Source organism: Dactylosporangium sp. NPDC049742 (genome assembly GCF_040674675.1).
Lineage (GTDB): Bacteria > Actinomycetota > Actinomycetes > Mycobacteriales > Micromonosporaceae > Dactylosporangium > Dactylosporangium maewongense.
This window is the reverse complement of the sequence record NZ_JBFANF010000082.1, coordinates 34,739-49,983: the sequence shown is the minus strand read 5'-3', so window position 1 is coordinate 49,983 and position 15,245 is coordinate 34,739. Positions and strand designations below refer to the sequence as shown.

The following is a 15,245-nucleotide window of genomic DNA, read 5'->3' as shown; positions in this document are numbered from 1 at the left end:
CGTCCCTGGTCGTGTCCCTCCCCGTCGTCATCGGCTTCACCATCCTCCAGCGCTATCTGGTCGCCGGCCTCACCGCCGGCGCCGTGAAGGGCTGACCCCCCGTCGCTGAGCACCCCGCCGCTGAACACCCCGCCCCAGCCCAGGAGCACACCCATGTCACTCAGCCGCCGCAACATACTCAAGCTCGGCGCGTTCGGCACCGTCCTCGCCGCCTGCGCCCCATCCACCAGCACCCCGAAGCCCGCCGGCACCGAAGGCCTCAAGGACGACGGCGTCAAAGAGTTCCCGCTGACCAGCTGGGCCTACAACGAGGCCGTGACGAAGGAGCCCCTGCAGGCGGCGATCGACAGGTACGCCGCCGCGAACGCCGGGACGAAGATCAGCACGCCGTCGTACCCCTACAACGACTACCTCAACCAGGTCCTGCTGCAGGTGCAGGGCGGGCAGCTGACCGGCGCCGTCCAGCTCGACGTCGCCTGGCTCGCCACCCTCGCCGCCACCGGCAAGCTCCTGGACCTCAAGAGCGTCGCCACCGGCCAGGACTACGCGGCCGCCCCGCTCGCGCTCGGCCAGTCCAAGGGCGTGCAGTACGGCCTGCCGTGGACCACCGCCGGCATCGGCCTGATCAGCAACACCGAGCTGCTGACGAAGGCCGGCGTCACGAGCGCCCCGAAGACGATCGCCGAGTTCGAGGCGGCGCTCACCGCCGTCAAGGGCCTCGGCGGCGGGGTCGTGCCGTGGGCGGGCATGACGAAGGTCGACCAGCTCAAGGACATCATCCCGTGGCTGTGGGAGTTCGGGTCGCCGATCGTCGAGAACGACAGGATCGTCATCGGCGACGACCCGTCGGTCGAGGCGCTCACCTGGTACAAGAAGCTCTACGACCAGAAGCTCATCGCCCCCGACGTCAACCGCGTCGACGCCCGCGCCCTCATGTCCCAGGGCAAGACCGCCTTCTACGAGGACGCCATCGGCGGCCGCGCCGCCGTCACGAAATCCTCACCCGACAAGGACCTCGGCACGAAGATGGTCCCCGTCGCCCGCCCGGTGAAGAACGCCGGCGACAAGCCGCGGCACCTCGCCTGGGGGCAGATCATCGTGGTGGTCAACGGCGCCGGCGCGGCCGCGGCCGCGAACTTCGCGAAGACCATCACCACCGACACCGGCTACTCGATCCCGTGGTTCACCAAGGCGGGCCTCCCTCCGACCACCAACGCGGGGCAGGCCGCCACCGAGGTGAAGAACGACAAGTTCGCCACCGACTTCACCAGCCAGATCGGCGTCAACTCCAGCGCCAGCCCGTTCTGGATCTACCCGCAGTTCTCCCAGATGGAGAAGGTCCTGGCCGAAGAGGTCCAGGCCATCCTCATCGGCAAGAAGACCCCGAAGGACGCGCTCATGGCTGCCCGTGACCGGATGAACGCCCTCATCAAATGAGTCTCACCATCGCCTCCGTCGAGGCCATCGCGCTCGCCGCGCCGTTCGCCGACCTCTACGACACCGTCCCGGACTGGCTCACGACCCCCGCGTCGAGCCACCGGGTCCTGCCGCGGCTCGGCCAGTACACCACCCTCGTGCGGATCCGGACGGTCGACGGCATCGAGGGGATCGGCGAGTGTTACGGCCTGCCCGAGCCGCGGGTGACCGCGACGATCGTCGGCACGCTGCTCGCCCCGATGCTGGTCGGGCGCGACGCGGGCGCGTCGGAGGCGCTGTGGGAGCTGATGTTCGGCGCGCAGTCCGGCGCGGGCCGGACCGGCGGGTTCTACCTGGAGGCGATCAGCGGCGTCGACCTGGCGCTGTGGGACCTGCGCGGCAAGGCCGCCGGGCTGCCGGTCCACCGGCTGCTCGGCGGGCCGGTCCGCGAGACGGTCCCGGTCTACGCCAGCCCGATCCCGTTCCTGCCGGACGTGGCCGAGTCGGCCGAGCGCGCGCACGCGTTCCTCGACCAGGGCTTCCGCGCGATGAAGCTCAAGCTCGGGCGCGGCGAGGCCACCGACCTCGCCCACGCGTCGGCGGTCGTCGACGCCCTCGCCGGCCGGGCCGCGCTGCACGTCGACCTCAACTGCGCGTATGACGTGAAGACCGCGATCCGGCTCGGCCAGGCGCTCGACGGCCTCGGCGTGCGGTGGCTGGAAGAGCCCCTGGCCACGGACGACGTCGCCGGGCTCGCCGAGGTGCGCGCCGCCGTCCGGATCCCGGTCGTCACCGGTGAGAGCGAGTTCAGCCGGTACGGGTACCGCGACTTCCTGCTCGCCCGCGCCGTCGACGTGGTCATGCCCAACCTGGCGCGGGCCGGCGGGATCACCGAGGCGCGGCGGATCGCGGCGCTGTGCGACGCCTTCCACGTCACCGTCTCCCCGCACGGGGTCGGCTCGGCGGTCGGGCTCGCCGCGGCGCTGCAGTTCGCCGCCGCGACCCCCAACGTGCCGATCTACGAGTACAACCGGCTGCCGAACCCGCTGCGCGACGACCTCCCGCTCACCAAGCCGTCCCTTGTGGACGGTGCGCTGGCGGTGCCGGCGGGCCCCGGCCTCGGCGTCGCGCTCGACGAGTCGCTCATCGCGAGATACGAGGTGTTCAGGGCATGACCATCGCCGTGGTGACCGGGGCGGCGGGCGGCATCGGCTCGGCCGTGGCGGCCCGCCTGCACGCCGACGGCTACGACGTCGTCGGCATCGACAAGGACGACACGGACGTCACCGACCCGGCCGCGGTCGAGCGGCGCTTCACCGGCATGGGAACCGTCGGCGTGCTCGTCACGTGCGCGGGGAGCACCGAGGGCGCGCCCGTCCACCGCACCGAGCCGACCGACTGGCACCGGATCCTGGACGCCAACCTGACGTCCGCCTACCTGTGCGCCCGCCAGGTCCTGCCCGGCATGATGGCCGCCGGCGAGGGCGTGATCGTCACGATCGGGTCGGTGCTGGGGCACACGTTCGCGCCGGGCCTGCCCGCGTACGCGGCGGCGAAGGCCGGACTCGCCGCGTTCACCCGCCAGCTCGCCGTCGACTACGCCGCCCACGGCATCCGCGCCGTGAGCGTCGCACCGGGCTGGATCCGCACCCCCGCGACGCTGTCCCGCCTCACCGACCCCGACGACGAGACGCGCCAGCGGGAGGCGCACCTCGGCCGTCTCGGCACCCCCGAGGACGTCGCCGCCGCGGTGTCCTATGTGGTCTCACCGGCCGCGGCCCTGCTGACCGGGACCGAAATCGTGCTCGACGGCGGCGCTTCTGCGGTACAGGCGGCGAGCCTGCTCCGTCCGGCGCCGCGCAAGTCCCTGGGCCTTCCGCCGCTGCGGGAGCCCGAATAGCAACTTCGAACGAGGAGGTCCACCGCCATGGCACTCACCCGCCGCTCCACCCTCGGCCTGGCCGCATCGGCCGGCGCCGGGGCCGTCCTCGGCACGGCCGCCCGCACCGCACCCGCGTCCGCGGCCGCCGCCGACTACGTCATCCGCCACGACCAGCCCCGCCAGACGATCTGGGGGCTCGGCGTCGAGCTGCAGTTCGACTCGATCGGCTCCGGCAACAACGGGCTGCCCGAGGCGACCACGTCGGTGCCGCACGACCTGGTCGCCGAGGAGCGCACCCGCCTCTACCGGGACATGCTGAAGGTCCGCCCCGACCGGGGGTTCCGCTACTGCCGGCTCGCCCTCGGCCTGTACCTGCGCGGCCTGACCGCCGACCGGAAGAACATCGTCGGCCGGTGGCCCGAGCAGATGGCCGAGATCCGCGAGCTGATCCAGCAGTCCGGGATCGAGGGCGTCGCGGCCGAGTACTGGTCGCCGGCGCCCGGCTGGAAGTCCACGAACAGCTACATCGGCGGCACGCTCGCCTCGACCACACCGGCGGCGCTGGACCAGCTCGGCGACGCGCTCGTGCGCGACATCGAGTACCTGGAGGCCAACGGGATCCCGGTGAAGATGTGGGGGCTGCAGAACGAGCCGCACCTGACCAACCTGGCGTACTCCGCGTGCGGCTACTCCAACGAGCAGTACTACGCCGCGTTCAAGGTCGCGGCCGGGAAGATCCGGGCGAGCCGGCCCGACATCCACATCCACGCCGACTCCAACGCCGGGCAGAACGGCCGCGGCGGCGCGCTCATCCGTGCCGACGCCACCGCGCTGTCCTATGTGGACGGCTGGAGCTGGCACCGGATCGGCGCCGACAGCAACGAGCAGCTGACCGCCGGCGCGTTCACCGGCAACGCGGCCGGGAAGGTGGTCTACAACAACGAGTTCGAGTACCTGTCCGGCGGCACCAGCGACTGGCGGATGATCAACACCGCGCAGTCCATCATGAACTGGATGACGTTCCAGAACTCGCCGACGTGGTTCTGGCTGCATGCGCTCAAGCCCACGTACAACACGGAGGCCGCCGGCTACTCGCTCGGCTTCTGGCGCCCGTACGACGACAACGACTTCACGAAGTACGCGAACATCGCCAAGGGGCACTGGGACTACAACCGCCAGAACTGGCACGCCGTCGCCGGCTTCGTGCAGTACCTGCCGTGGAACTCCGTGCGCCACCACGTCGACGAGGGCACCGTGCGCCAGGACCAGCGGATCATGGCCTGGAAGACGCCGCAGGGCAAGCTGGTCTTCGCCTTCACCAACCGGGGCACCGCGTCCGTCTCGTACACCGTGGACACCGGCTCGACGCGAGCCTTCCACGGGCAGCAGTACACGCCGTCGCAGTACAACAGCGGCCTCGGCGACAAGACCGGCCCGGTCCTGGCGCTGACCCTGCCGCCGAAGTCCATCCAGTTCTGGATCGAGAAGGTCTGAAAACCGCCGGTCACGCTGGCGGGAACAGCAGCGGCGAGTCGTGCTCGCGGTACAGCGCCGGCCGGGCGAGCAGGTGCGTCCGGCCGCGGGCGAACGCGTCCGGCACCGCCCAGCCGGCGAACAGCCCGAGGTAGAAGCCGACGCTGAACTCGATCGCCGCCTCGTCACCGATGCGGTAGCGCATGCCGACGACGTGGTCGATCCGCGCCGTCAGCGCCTCGGCGAGCCGCTGCGAGTAGCAGGCGTTGAGCACGACGCAGCGGATCGTCGAGCTGTGCTGGCCGAACAGCCCGGCGAGTCCCTCCGGGGTGATCTTGGTGCTGTTGCCGGTCTCGTCCTCGACGCACAGGTTGCCGTCGCTGTCGCCGTGGCCGGAGAAGTGCACGATCTGCGGCTCGTAGTCGACGAGGGCCTGGCTGATGTCGTCGAAGCGGGCGGCGAGGAAGGGCTCGATGCGGTACTGGTCCCGGTGCCGGCTCAGCTGGAGCCGCTCCTTGACCTTGCGCATCTCCAGGTCCGACCGCAGCTGCGGCAGGTTGCGCGGGCTGGCCGCCAGGTACAGGACGGTCTGCACCGACGGGGACTCCTGCCGCGGCTCGACCGCCCGCACGACGACGGTCGCGTGGTCCTCCTGCCGGGCCGTGCGGAGGTCCCCGCCCAGGTCCCGGTAGCCGTACGTGGTGCTGACGGTGACCGGCACGTGCCGCCCGCCCTGGGCCGCGTTCACCGCGAAGGTGCACCTCGCGGTCGCGCCGTCGGCCAGGACGGCGATCCGGGACCGCTTGCCGTCGCCGGAGAAGGGGCCGACGACGTCGACGATGACGTCGTCGAGCGGGACGCCGGTGGTGTTGGTGACCCTGACCGACAGCTCGTCCCACGCGCCGAGGTCGAGCTCGCGGTCCTCGCACTCGACGCGGAGGCGGCCGGAGGGCTGCCTGCGGCGCTCCGGCGCCGGCGCGGCCGTCGCGGTCAGGCCGGCGCGGAAGTCGTTGACCCGCACCGGGCTGTCGTTCTCGTCGCGGTAGGAGAAGTTGGTGCTGGTCAGCTCGAACGCGCCGGCCCGCCGGGCGGCGACGGTGACCGTGTGCGTGTGGGTCTGGCCGGCCCGGATCGCCGGGATCTCGACCTGGCCGGAGCCGCTCATCAGCACGACCCCGGTCGGCAGCCGCAGCTTGAACACGACGTTGAAGCACGAGCCGCGGCCGGTGTTCGCGAAGCGGATCGACAGCGGCGTCGCGCGCCCGGCGACGACGTCGCCGGGCGTGACGGAGACCTCGATCATGGCCGGCCGACCGGTCGGGGGTCGGCCCAGCCGTGCCGCTTCACCGTGCCCTTGTGGAACCTGTCCACGCAGTCGCGGCAGTGCATGGCGGGCCGCGGCAGCGTCAGGCCCGTGGCCGGCGGCGGCACGTCCGGCAGCACCGACAGCACGTGGGAGAACTCGGCGAACGCGTCGTCGGCCGGGACGACCCAGCCGTGCTCCTCGCACACCGGCATGCCGCAGTGGTGGCACACGAAGATCTGGTGATCGTCGCGCGCCTCGCCGTTGACCCCGCACTTGATGTTCATCGTGACGCCTCCAGCCTGCTGAGCTCCGATTCGATCCGGGCGACGATCCGGCCGTGCGTGTCCTCGTTGATCCGGCCGTTGATCACCGCGTCGTCCGCGGCCTCCCGCTGCCGGATGAGCTCGGCGCGCCGGTCTCCCGGCGCCGGCCCGCCGTTCGGCGCGACATGCCCAGGCGCGACCGGCACCGGCGCCGCCGGCACGGGCACGGTGGGCATGGACGCGGTCTGCATGGGCACTGCCGTCGCGGACACGGCGGGCATCGGGTCGGCCCGCACGACGTGCTCCGGGACGGAGTCGACCAGCTCGCCGTGGTGGATCTTCTCCGCCGCCCCCGGCAGCGCGTGCCGCCGGACGGTCCGCTCGGCCCGGGCGGCCAGCAGGTCCGTGACCCTGGTGTGCAGGCTGACCCAGGTGTCCTCGATCCGCCGGAGCAGCTCGTCGCCCTGCAGGTCCGTCTCGACCGTCGCGTCCGCGAGGTCCAGGACGGCGCCGGTCGTGTCGGCGGACTCCCGGCTGTCGACCAGGGTCCCCTTGGCGTACGCGCCCTTGACCGTCACCTGCACGACCGTGTTGCCGGTGAACCCGTCCTGCACGGCCATCTCGTCGCCGCGCAGGTTGATGTCGAAGTCCATCGGGAAGAGCCCGACGTACATCCGCCCGGCGATGTCCCAGACCCGGTTCACCACGCCCATCCGGACGTCGTCGCGGAACGGCGGGTGCTCCACGACGCTCTTCACGTAGTAGCCGTCGGAGCTGATCGCGTTGGTCAGCTCCGCGACGGTCCGCGAGTCGGGCAGCACCCCGTGGAACTCGTCCGCCCGGTGCCGGCCGTGCGCGAGGTCGTCGTCGTGGTTCTCGTCCGGCACGACCCGGTCGTCCTGGTAGCGGATCGAGCGGAGGCTGGCGTCGAAGGTCACCGCCACCTTCGTCCGCGTCTTCGGCCGCGGCGCGTGGCCGGGCCCGCCGCCGGGCAGGTAGACGCCGACGCCGGTCACCCCGGACAGCAGCCCCTCGAAGGTGGCCTCCACCTTCCCGGAGAGCGTGAGCCGGCTGCGGCTGCCGTCGTCGTCCGGGTCCGTGGACTCCGGCACCTCCGTGATGGGCCGCTCGAACCGCAGCTGCAACGTGAGGCTGCGCGCCCCGGGCTGCGGCGGCGGCAGCTGCTTCCAGCGGATCGTCCGCCGCCCGCCGGACCGCCCGATCGCCACCTGGCCGGGCGCGGAGCTCTCCACGGTGCCCCAGCTGGCCGGCACCTCCAGCTCGATGAGGTCGAACACGGCGAGGCTGAGCCGCTGCTCCCGCTCGGGGCCGAGCCGGTTCCAGTGCAGGTCGATCTCCAGCGCCCGCCGGTCCGACGCCGGCACCAGGGACGGCACGATCCACAGTGGAATCTCGCGCGGGCTGCGGCGGTCCTGCACCTCGTAGTCGATCGCGAGGGTGCTCTCGCGCTGCGGCAGCTGCGGGTCGGCGGGGAACAGCTCGTGCTCGTCGGCGGACTCGCCGCCGATCGAGACGCCGGTGCCGCCACTGAGCACCGGCGCCTGCCCGGCCCGGAACGCCAGGCCGACGTCGCCCTGCAGCATCAGGTACCCGCCGGAGAACGGCACCGGCTCGGCGGCCGGCACCCCGAACTTCCTGCGGTAGGCGCGGAGCGCGGCGTGGCCCTCGTTGGCCGACATCTCGGCCGTCAACTGCCCGGTGAGGGACTCCACGGTGCTGGTGTACTCGCCGTCCTCGAGCCGGACGTACCCGGCGAGCCGCTCGAGCAGCTCGACGGTGTTCACCTGCGGGACGAGCGGCAGCGGCGGGCGCACGATCCGCGTGGCCATGGCCCGGCCGAGCAGCCAGGCGCCGCCGCCGACCAGCCCGCCGGTCAGGATGAGGAACAGGCCGAACTTCGCGGCGACGCACAGCAGGAGCAGCCCGAGCACCGCGGCGCCGGCGCCGCCGTACACCCAGGGCATCAGGCTGCCGCGGACCATGTGCACGTGGTCCTTGCAGTGGTAGACGGCCTCCCGCAGGCCGCCCAGGTGCAGGCCGGCGAGCTCCTTGCTGGCCGGGCGCGCCTCCTCGGCCGACCCGCCGGGCATCCGGACCAGCGTGCCGCCCTGCCGGTAGGCGAGCGGGCTGTGGTGGTCGCACATCGGCCGCTGGCAGTGGTGACACACCGCGAAGACGCGGTCGGACCCGCACTCGTAACAGCGCACCCGGGGCGCGCGGTCCACCAGTTCTTCAGTCATGATCCCGCCGACTTCCTGGACAGTTGGTGAGAGTGGTAGCGCTCGCGCAGCTTGCTCTGGAAGGCGTTGATCTCGCGGGTGAGCTCCCGGTGGTCCCGTGGCAGCGTCGCCATGACGGACACCTTGAGCCGGCCGCTGTCCCTGATCCCGCTGACCTCGTAGTCCGAGCGCAGGAGCTGCTTGTGCCCCTGGGTGGTGCGTTCGCCCTCGACGGCGACCAGGAGGTCCAGGCTGTCCGGCCCCTGGCTGCGGTGCGCCACCACCAGCCACGTCGGGGCGAGCGGGTCCTGCGGTTCCTTCGGCCGCGGCTCGTCGACCGTGAACCTCGAGTTGCGCAGCACCGTGACGACGTCGGTGATCCGCTTCTCGTCGGGGAGGATGTCGTCGACGACGAACTGGTGGTACGGCGAGAACGCCCGCCCGGCGAAGATGTCGGCCGGGTAGACCATGGTGCGGACGTTCAGCTTCGTGGCCAGCTTCGGCTGCGTGCGCTGCGGGTGCCCGGCCGCGTCGTAGAGGCGGGCCTCCATCCCGGACAGCAGGTAGTCCGGCACCCGCACCCGGGCGGTCACCTCGAGCTGGTCCTGGTCGAACAGCTCGCCGGGGTGCCCGATCTTCAGCAGGCAGCTCGCGCTGAGGAAGACCCGGGTGCCGGCGCCGTTGCCCGGCCCGCCCTCCTTCACCTCGCGCATCGGGACGGCCTTCCACTCCAGCCGGCCCTTCACCGGGTTGTACCGCACGGGCGCCCGGCGGATCCGCTGATCGGGCTTCCCGCCGAAGTTCTCGATGTACAGCTCGGTGCTGCGCATCGAGGTGAGCGTCGGCCACTCCACCGACATGTCGGTGACCGCGGGCCGCAGCGCGGGGTAGCCGGCCTTGACCGGGAGCGCGATCTTGACCCGGAACGTCAGCAGCAGCGCGCTGGAGAAGCTGGCCTCCTGCTGGAGCCGCTCGATGACCAGCGACGGGTTCTCCCGCCCGCGGGTCATCAGCGTCTGCATGGTGTCGAACGTGCCGGTCAGGGTGTCGAGGTCGTCCAGCTCGACCGTCAGCGCCACCGGGTACACCGGCGGGTTGTCCGGCTGGTAGTCGAGCGTGACGACGCTCGCCTGCCGGCCGCCGCTCAGGTCGAGCGTCCCGTCGCGGTCCGCCACCGGGATGCTCAGCGGGACGAGCCCGGCCTGGCCGTGCGGCCGCATGACGTTGCGCAGCCCCGACGTGTTCGTGTGGTCGGCGAGCAGCAGGTGCCCGATGACGCCCCGGCGCTCGCCGGCGCCGCGCGCGCCGACCGCCCGCTCCACGTCGGCGACGGCCTGCCGGGTGAAGAACTCGTACCCGTCGTACGGGACGGTGACCTCGATCCGGCCGGCGCCGTCGCCGACCTGTTCGATCGTGGGGTTGCGCGAGATCTCCTGGTCGACGGCGTAGGTCTCGGTCAGTTCGACCTTCTGCGGCGTCGCTCGGACGTACACCGTGTCGTCGCCACGCGCGCGCCGCTGTCCAAGCATGGACACGTCACTCAGCCTCCATCGGGATGTCGGGCGTTCACTCGCACGCGGCTTCTGACGGACAGCGGCGACCGCCGCGCTGTCCGTCAAGTGAGCCTTGAGCGACGAGTGAAGGAGCTGGGGCGTGGCCGAGACCGACATCCACCTTCGGATCAATGAGGCGCTGAACGGGCGGCGCGGCCAGCGGGCGTTCGTCGACCGGCTCAGCGTCGGCTGGGCGGCGATGACCGGCGGGCTCGACCGCCTCGTCGGGCTGCTGGAGGCGGCCGACCAGGCGGTCCGGCGGGAGCAGGACGTCGCGGAGCGGGCGCGGATCATCGCCGACGTCGGCGGGCTGCTCCAGCAGGGGCGCGCGCTCGCCGGCACGGGCGGGCGGATCGTGGACGCCGGCCGGCAGATCGACGCGGCGGCCGCCCGGGTGCGGCGGGAGACCGTCAACATCGGCGTGATCGGCGCGACGAAGGTCGGCAAGAGCACGCTGCTGCGCACGATCACGAACCTGCCGGACACGGTGGTGCCGTCGACGCGGTTCAACCCGACGACGGCGGCGGCCAGCAGCATCTACCACACCGAGGGCACGCCGTCGGCGACGCTGATGCTGCACACCTGGGCGTCGTTCCGGGACGGGTACCTCGCCCCGCTGCACGACCAGGCCGGTCTCGGGCCGGTGCCGCAGGACGTCGCCGGCTTCCGCGACTACCGCTACCCGGCCGCCGGCAGCGCCGAGGCCGCCGGCGCGAAGGCCGACGACTACCTGCGCAAGCTGCACGCCGCGCACCGGTCGCTGGCCAGCTACGAGGCGCTGCTGCTCGGGCCGGACCGCATGGTCACCGTGCCGTTCGAGCGGCTCCGGCCGTACATCGCCTATCCGCGCAAGGAGACCGGCGACCCGGTGGAGGTCCAGCCCTATCACGCGGTCCGCAGCGTGCGGATCGAGCAGTCCTTTCTCGACGGTACGGCGACGCGGCTGGGCCTGATCGACCTGCCCGGCTCGGGCGAGGCCGGGCTGGACATCGACCGGCAGTTCCTGCAGCAGGTGAAGAACGAGATCGACCTGCTGGTGATGGTCAAGCGCGGCGACCGCAAGGGCGCCAGCTACCTGGCCGAGGACTCCTACACCCGCAACCTCGCCGACTCCGCGCGCGGCGGCGTGCCGCTCGAGGACTACTACGTGGTCGTCGTCAACCGCGACCGGGCCAACGACCCGGAGGGCGAGTACTTCGACAACACCGTCAAGAGCGTCCGGGACGCCTCGCTGGAGCGCGACATCCGCGTGCTGACCGCGGACGTCGCCGTCCGCGACGAGGTCGTCGAGGAGCTGCTGCAGCCGCTGCTGCGGCACCTGGCGGCGAAGCTGGCGGACATGGACCGCGCGGTGGTCCGGGCGGCGGTGTCGGTCGCGTCCGGGGTCGCCGGCGCGGTCGCCGCGTTCGCCGCCGAGGTGCAGCGCAGCAGCCGGGACCTGGCGCAGCTGCTGCCGAACCGGGAGGACGAGTTCCGGACCCTCGCCGAGGAGCTGCGCAACGACCTCGCCGACGACCTGTCGCGGCTCGTCGACCGGTACGACGCGGCGCTGGCCGCGGGCGACGCCGGCCGGACCCTGACGGAGGCGATCGCCGAGGCGGTCGGCGAGGCGCGGGCCTGGACGCGCGGCGGGCTCGGGCACGGCGACCGGGCCACCTGGACCTCCAAGATCCACGGCCAGTTCGTCCACGGGCCGCTGGAGACCAAGCAGGACGAGTACTACCGGGCGCGGACCAGGATCGGGGAGATCTTCAGCGGGATCGACCTGTCGCTGGCCGCGTCGGTCCAGCAGCTGTGGGACGACGTGGCGGAGGTGCTGCGCGGCCGGTTGACGCCGGAGCTGGTGCCGGCCGGGCCGAACGCCCTGCACGACCTGCGGGCCACCGCCGGTGACCGGCAGGCGAGGATCCTCGCCGGCGCCCTGCACCGGATGTGCGAGCTGAAGAAGGACTACGGCAGCGTCGTGCTGCGGGTCACCCAGCCGATCGTCCGCGAGGTGCACTGGGACACCGTCGTGGCGCCGTCCGCGCCACCGTCCGCGCCGCCGTCGTCGTCGCAGTGGCCCCCGCCGCCGCGGTCCGTGCCGCGCTCCGCGGCGCCGCCCCAGGCCGCACCGGCCGCACCGCCCCAGGCCGCACCGCCCCAGGCGGTGCCGGCGCAGCAGGCCGCGCCGACCGGCGGCAGCCAGTGGGTGGTGATGCCGGACGGGTCGCGCAAGCGCGTGTCCCGCGTCGTCGGGCAGTTCGGCCACCCGGACCCTGCCGTGCCGCAGCGGGCCGCGTTCCAGCAGACGGCCGCGGCCGGCGTCGACGGGCTGTACGACGAGCTGACCGCCGTCGTCGAGCACTGCGTCGTCGAGCTGGAGACCGCGCTGCTGGACGAGGTGCGGCTGATGACCCGGATCCTCGCCGCCGCCGCCGACCGGTTCTTCGACACCGTCATCCGCACCAACCGCAGCGAACGCGACTACGAGAACCTCTGCCGGCAGGACATGTCGTCCATCTGGCCGCAGCGCTTCGACGGCGGCAACGCCAGGGTCGCCGCCGAGCTGGAGCGGCTGCAGGACCAGGCGCGGGCCGTGACCGATCTGGCGACCGCGGTGAGCGGCCTGTCCGCCGACCGTGGCGCCCCCTGATCCCCAACCCGACCGAGAGGAACACCATGGATCACTCCGGAGCCAAGCTCCTGCCGTTCTACCTCGTCGTCGACGTGTCGCTGTCGATGCAGGGCAGCAAGCTCGACAGCGCCAACAGGATGCTGCCGGCGATCGTCGACGCGCTGGCGGAGAACCCGATCCTGTCGGACAAGGTGCGCTTCGGGCTCATCGACTTCTCCGACGACGCGCAGGTCCGGCTGCCGCTGTGCGACCTGCTCGACCCCGACCTCACGCTGCCGGCGCTGTCGGTGCGCGGCGGCACCAGCTACGCCGCCGCGTTCCAGACCCTGCAGCGGGAGATCGACGCCAACGTCGCGCAGCTGAAGGCCGACCAGTACGTCGTGCACCGGCCGGCGGTCTGGTTCATCAGCGACGGCGAGCCCACCGACCAGAAGCAGGTGTGGGAGCGGGCGTTCGCCGCCCTCACGTCCGCGCGGATCTACCCGAACTTCATCCCGTGCGGCGTCGACCAGGCCGACATCAAGGTGATGGGCTCGCTCATCCACCCGTCGACCGGCACGAAGACGATGTCGCTGTACATGATGGAGCCCGGCCACGACCCGGCGAAGGCGATCACCGGCGTGGCCGAGATCCTGATCTCCAGCATGATCCAGTCCGGGTTGAGCCTCGCCGGCGGCGGCACCGGCACCATCCTGCCGCCGAAGTCGAGCCTGCCGGCCGGCATCAAGCAGTACGACCCGGACGACTTCGTATGAGCCCGGAGCTGCTGCCGCTGTACCTGCTCGTGGACCTGGCCGCCGAGCCGGCGAACCCGTCGAAGCAGGACTCGGTCGACGCGTTCGTCCAGGGGTTCATCGGCGTGCTGAAGGAGCCGGACCTCGGGTCGCGGGTCCGGCTCACCGCCGTCGGCTTCGGCCGCACCGTGCGGCGCGTCCTGCTGCGGGCCGAGCCGGCGCACGCGAGCGACTCGCTCCCCCTCACCGTCGAGGGGGAGCGGGCCTACGGCGCCGCCTTCCAGAAGGTCGCCGGGTGGATGAAGGAGGACCTGGCCACCTTCCAGGCCGACGGCCTCGCCGCGCAGCCGCCGCTGCTGCTGGTGCTCGCCGACGGGCCGCAGGCCGGGGACGACGAGTGGGAGTCTGCGCTGCAAGGGCTGAGCGCGGCGCACCCGCTCGCCGTCGTCCGGCTGGTGTACCACCGGGGCCACGACTGGGACGGCGCGCCGATGGATCCGGTCGCCACGGCCCGGCGCATCGTCAAGGGGCACGCCGCGCTGGGCCGCTCGACCCCCCGCCGCCCGTCACCGGCGAAACAGGAGACCGAGGCCCAGCCCCCGTTCCAGTCCCCGGCCCGGGCCCCCCAGGTCTCGGCGCACGGGTCCGCCCGGGCGCAGGCTCCGGTGAAGGCGCACACCCCGGCGCGGACCTCCGTCCAGGCACAGACCCCGGCCCTGACCAAGGCCCTGGCCCCGATCCAGCCGCAGCCCCAACCTCAGCCGCAGCCCCAACCTCAGCCGCAGCCCGAACCGCGGGCCGAGGTCCAACCCCAGGCTCAGTCGCCGGGCCGGGGGCCGGAGCCTGACTGGGTCGGTGGGTTCACGCCGTACTCCGTCGGGGACCCGGGTGCCGCCGCGCTGAGGGTGCGGCCGCGGCCCGACCCGGCCGAGTGGGACCGCCGCGACACCGTCCTGGACGGCGTGTACCTCCACGACGTCACCGACCGCCGGGTCCTGCAGCTGCGCGCGGCCAGCGTGCGCGGCCTCAGCCACCGGTACAACGGCACGGTCCGGCAGGACGACTACGCGTTCCGCTGCACCGACGACCGCCGCCACCTCGTGGCCGTCGTCTCCGACGGGGTGTCCAACAGCAAGCTGTCGCACAAGGCGGCGACCGTCGTCACGCGGATCGGCGCCGAGCTCGTCTCGCTCGCGCTGGCCCGCAAGCCCCCGGCCGAGATCGACTGGCCGGAGATCGTGACGCAGCTCAGCGACGAGATCGTCCGGCTCGGCAACAAGCTGGTCGAGCCGGGACCGGACGGCGGGGAGCTGGACGCCGGCGAGATCGCCCGGCACCTGGCCGCCACCGCACTGTTCGGGGTGATCGACCTGCGCCCCGTGGAGCCGGAGGTCGACGCGTACTTCTACGCCGTCGGGGACTCCTCGGCGTGGGTGCTGCGCGACGACGGGCACTGGCAGCCGATGTTCGAGACCAAGAACAGCGGGGAGGGCGCGGCCACCTCCGTGACGCAGGCGCTGCCGCTCAGCCGGCCGCCCGCCGGGAGAGCCATCACCACCAAGGTCCAGAAGGGCGACGTCGTGGTGCTCATGAGTGACGGGCTCGGCGACCCGCTGGAGGACGGCACCCGCACCGTCGGCAGGTTCCTGGCCGAGGCGTGGCGGGAGCCGCCGGCGCCGCTGCAGTTCGCCGCGCAGGTCGACTTCGCCCGCAAGACCCACGACGACGATCGCACCGCCGTCGCGATCTGGGCCGTGTGAC

General features: G+C 72.5%; 11 protein-coding genes. 7 read left to right on the top strand and 4 right to left on the bottom strand.

Features of this window, described 5'->3' with window-relative positions; genetic code table 11:
- The first annotated feature begins 153 nt into the window (after positions 1–153).
- From AB0J72_RS52210 to AB0J72_RS52195, 4 genes are read left to right on the top strand one after another with little or no spacing between them, the layout of a single operon-like run.
- On the top strand, positions 154–1,437 hold the full coding sequence (locus tag AB0J72_RS52210) for an extracellular solute-binding protein (RefSeq protein ID WP_363414492.1): 1,284 nt from the start codon (positions 154–156) through the stop codon (positions 1,435–1,437).
- Positions 1,434–2,591 carry a mandelate racemase/muconate lactonizing enzyme family protein gene (locus tag AB0J72_RS52205; RefSeq protein WP_363414489.1) on the top strand — a complete coding sequence of 386 codons (1,158 nt, stop codon included), beginning with the start codon at positions 1,434–1,436 and terminating at the stop codon, positions 2,589–2,591. The genes AB0J72_RS52210 and AB0J72_RS52205 overlap by 4 nt, the downstream gene beginning before the upstream one ends.
- Positions 2,588–3,316, top strand: a complete 729-nt coding sequence (locus tag AB0J72_RS52200; RefSeq protein WP_363414486.1) for an SDR family oxidoreductase — start codon at positions 2,588–2,590, stop codon at positions 3,314–3,316. Before AB0J72_RS52205 ends, AB0J72_RS52200 begins: the two co-directional genes overlap by 4 nt.
- A gap of 27 nt (positions 3,317–3,343) precedes the next feature.
- The gene (locus tag AB0J72_RS52195; RefSeq protein WP_363414483.1) at positions 3,344–4,792 is read left to right on the top strand and encodes a hypothetical protein; all 1,449 of its coding nucleotides are present in this window, start codon (positions 3,344–3,346) and stop codon (positions 4,790–4,792) included.
- 10 nt (positions 4,793–4,802) lie between these two features.
- Here the strand turns inward: AB0J72_RS52195 and AB0J72_RS52190 are convergent, their stop codons facing one another.
- Genes AB0J72_RS52190 through AB0J72_RS52175 form a run of 4 tightly spaced genes read right to left on the bottom strand, consistent with a single transcriptional unit; the run spans position 4,803 to position 10,115 of the window.
- The gene (locus AB0J72_RS52190) at positions 4,803–6,074 is read right to left on the bottom strand and encodes a CHAT domain-containing protein (protein WP_363414480.1); all 1,272 of its coding nucleotides are present in this window, start codon (positions 6,072–6,074) and stop codon (positions 4,803–4,805) included.
- Positions 6,071–6,361, bottom strand: a complete 291-nt coding sequence (locus AB0J72_RS52185) for a hypothetical protein (RefSeq protein WP_363414477.1) — start codon at positions 6,359–6,361, stop codon at positions 6,071–6,073. Before AB0J72_RS52185 ends, AB0J72_RS52190 begins: the two co-directional genes overlap by 4 nt.
- A complete protein-coding gene (locus tag AB0J72_RS52180; RefSeq protein WP_363414474.1) occupies positions 6,358–8,601 on the bottom strand; it encodes a hypothetical protein in 2,244 nt (747 codons plus the stop codon). Before AB0J72_RS52180 ends, AB0J72_RS52185 begins: the two co-directional genes overlap by 4 nt.
- Complete coding sequence (locus AB0J72_RS52175) at positions 8,598–10,115, bottom strand: hypothetical protein (RefSeq protein WP_363414471.1); 1,518 nt, start codon at positions 10,113–10,115, stop codon at positions 8,598–8,600. The genes AB0J72_RS52180 and AB0J72_RS52175 overlap by 4 nt, the downstream gene beginning before the upstream one ends.
- 118 nt (positions 10,116–10,233) lie before the next feature.
- On the opposite strand from AB0J72_RS52175, the gene AB0J72_RS52170 reads away from it, so the two are divergent.
- From AB0J72_RS52170 to AB0J72_RS52160, 3 genes are read left to right on the top strand one after another with little or no spacing between them, the layout of a single operon-like run.
- On the top strand, positions 10,234–12,768 hold the full coding sequence (locus AB0J72_RS52170; RefSeq protein ID WP_363414468.1) for a hypothetical protein: 2,535 nt from the start codon (positions 10,234–10,236) through the stop codon (positions 12,766–12,768).
- Positions 12,769–12,794: 26 nt separating this feature from the next.
- Positions 12,795–13,505, top strand: coding sequence for a VWA domain-containing protein (locus tag AB0J72_RS52165; protein WP_363414465.1), 711 nt, complete (start codon positions 12,795–12,797; stop codon positions 13,503–13,505).
- Positions 13,502–15,244 carry a protein phosphatase 2C domain-containing protein gene (locus tag AB0J72_RS52160; RefSeq protein WP_363414462.1) on the top strand — a complete coding sequence of 581 codons (1,743 nt, stop codon included), beginning with the start codon at positions 13,502–13,504 and terminating at the stop codon, positions 15,242–15,244. The genes AB0J72_RS52165 and AB0J72_RS52160 overlap by 4 nt, the downstream gene beginning before the upstream one ends.
- Position 15,245 lies beyond the last annotated feature (1 nt).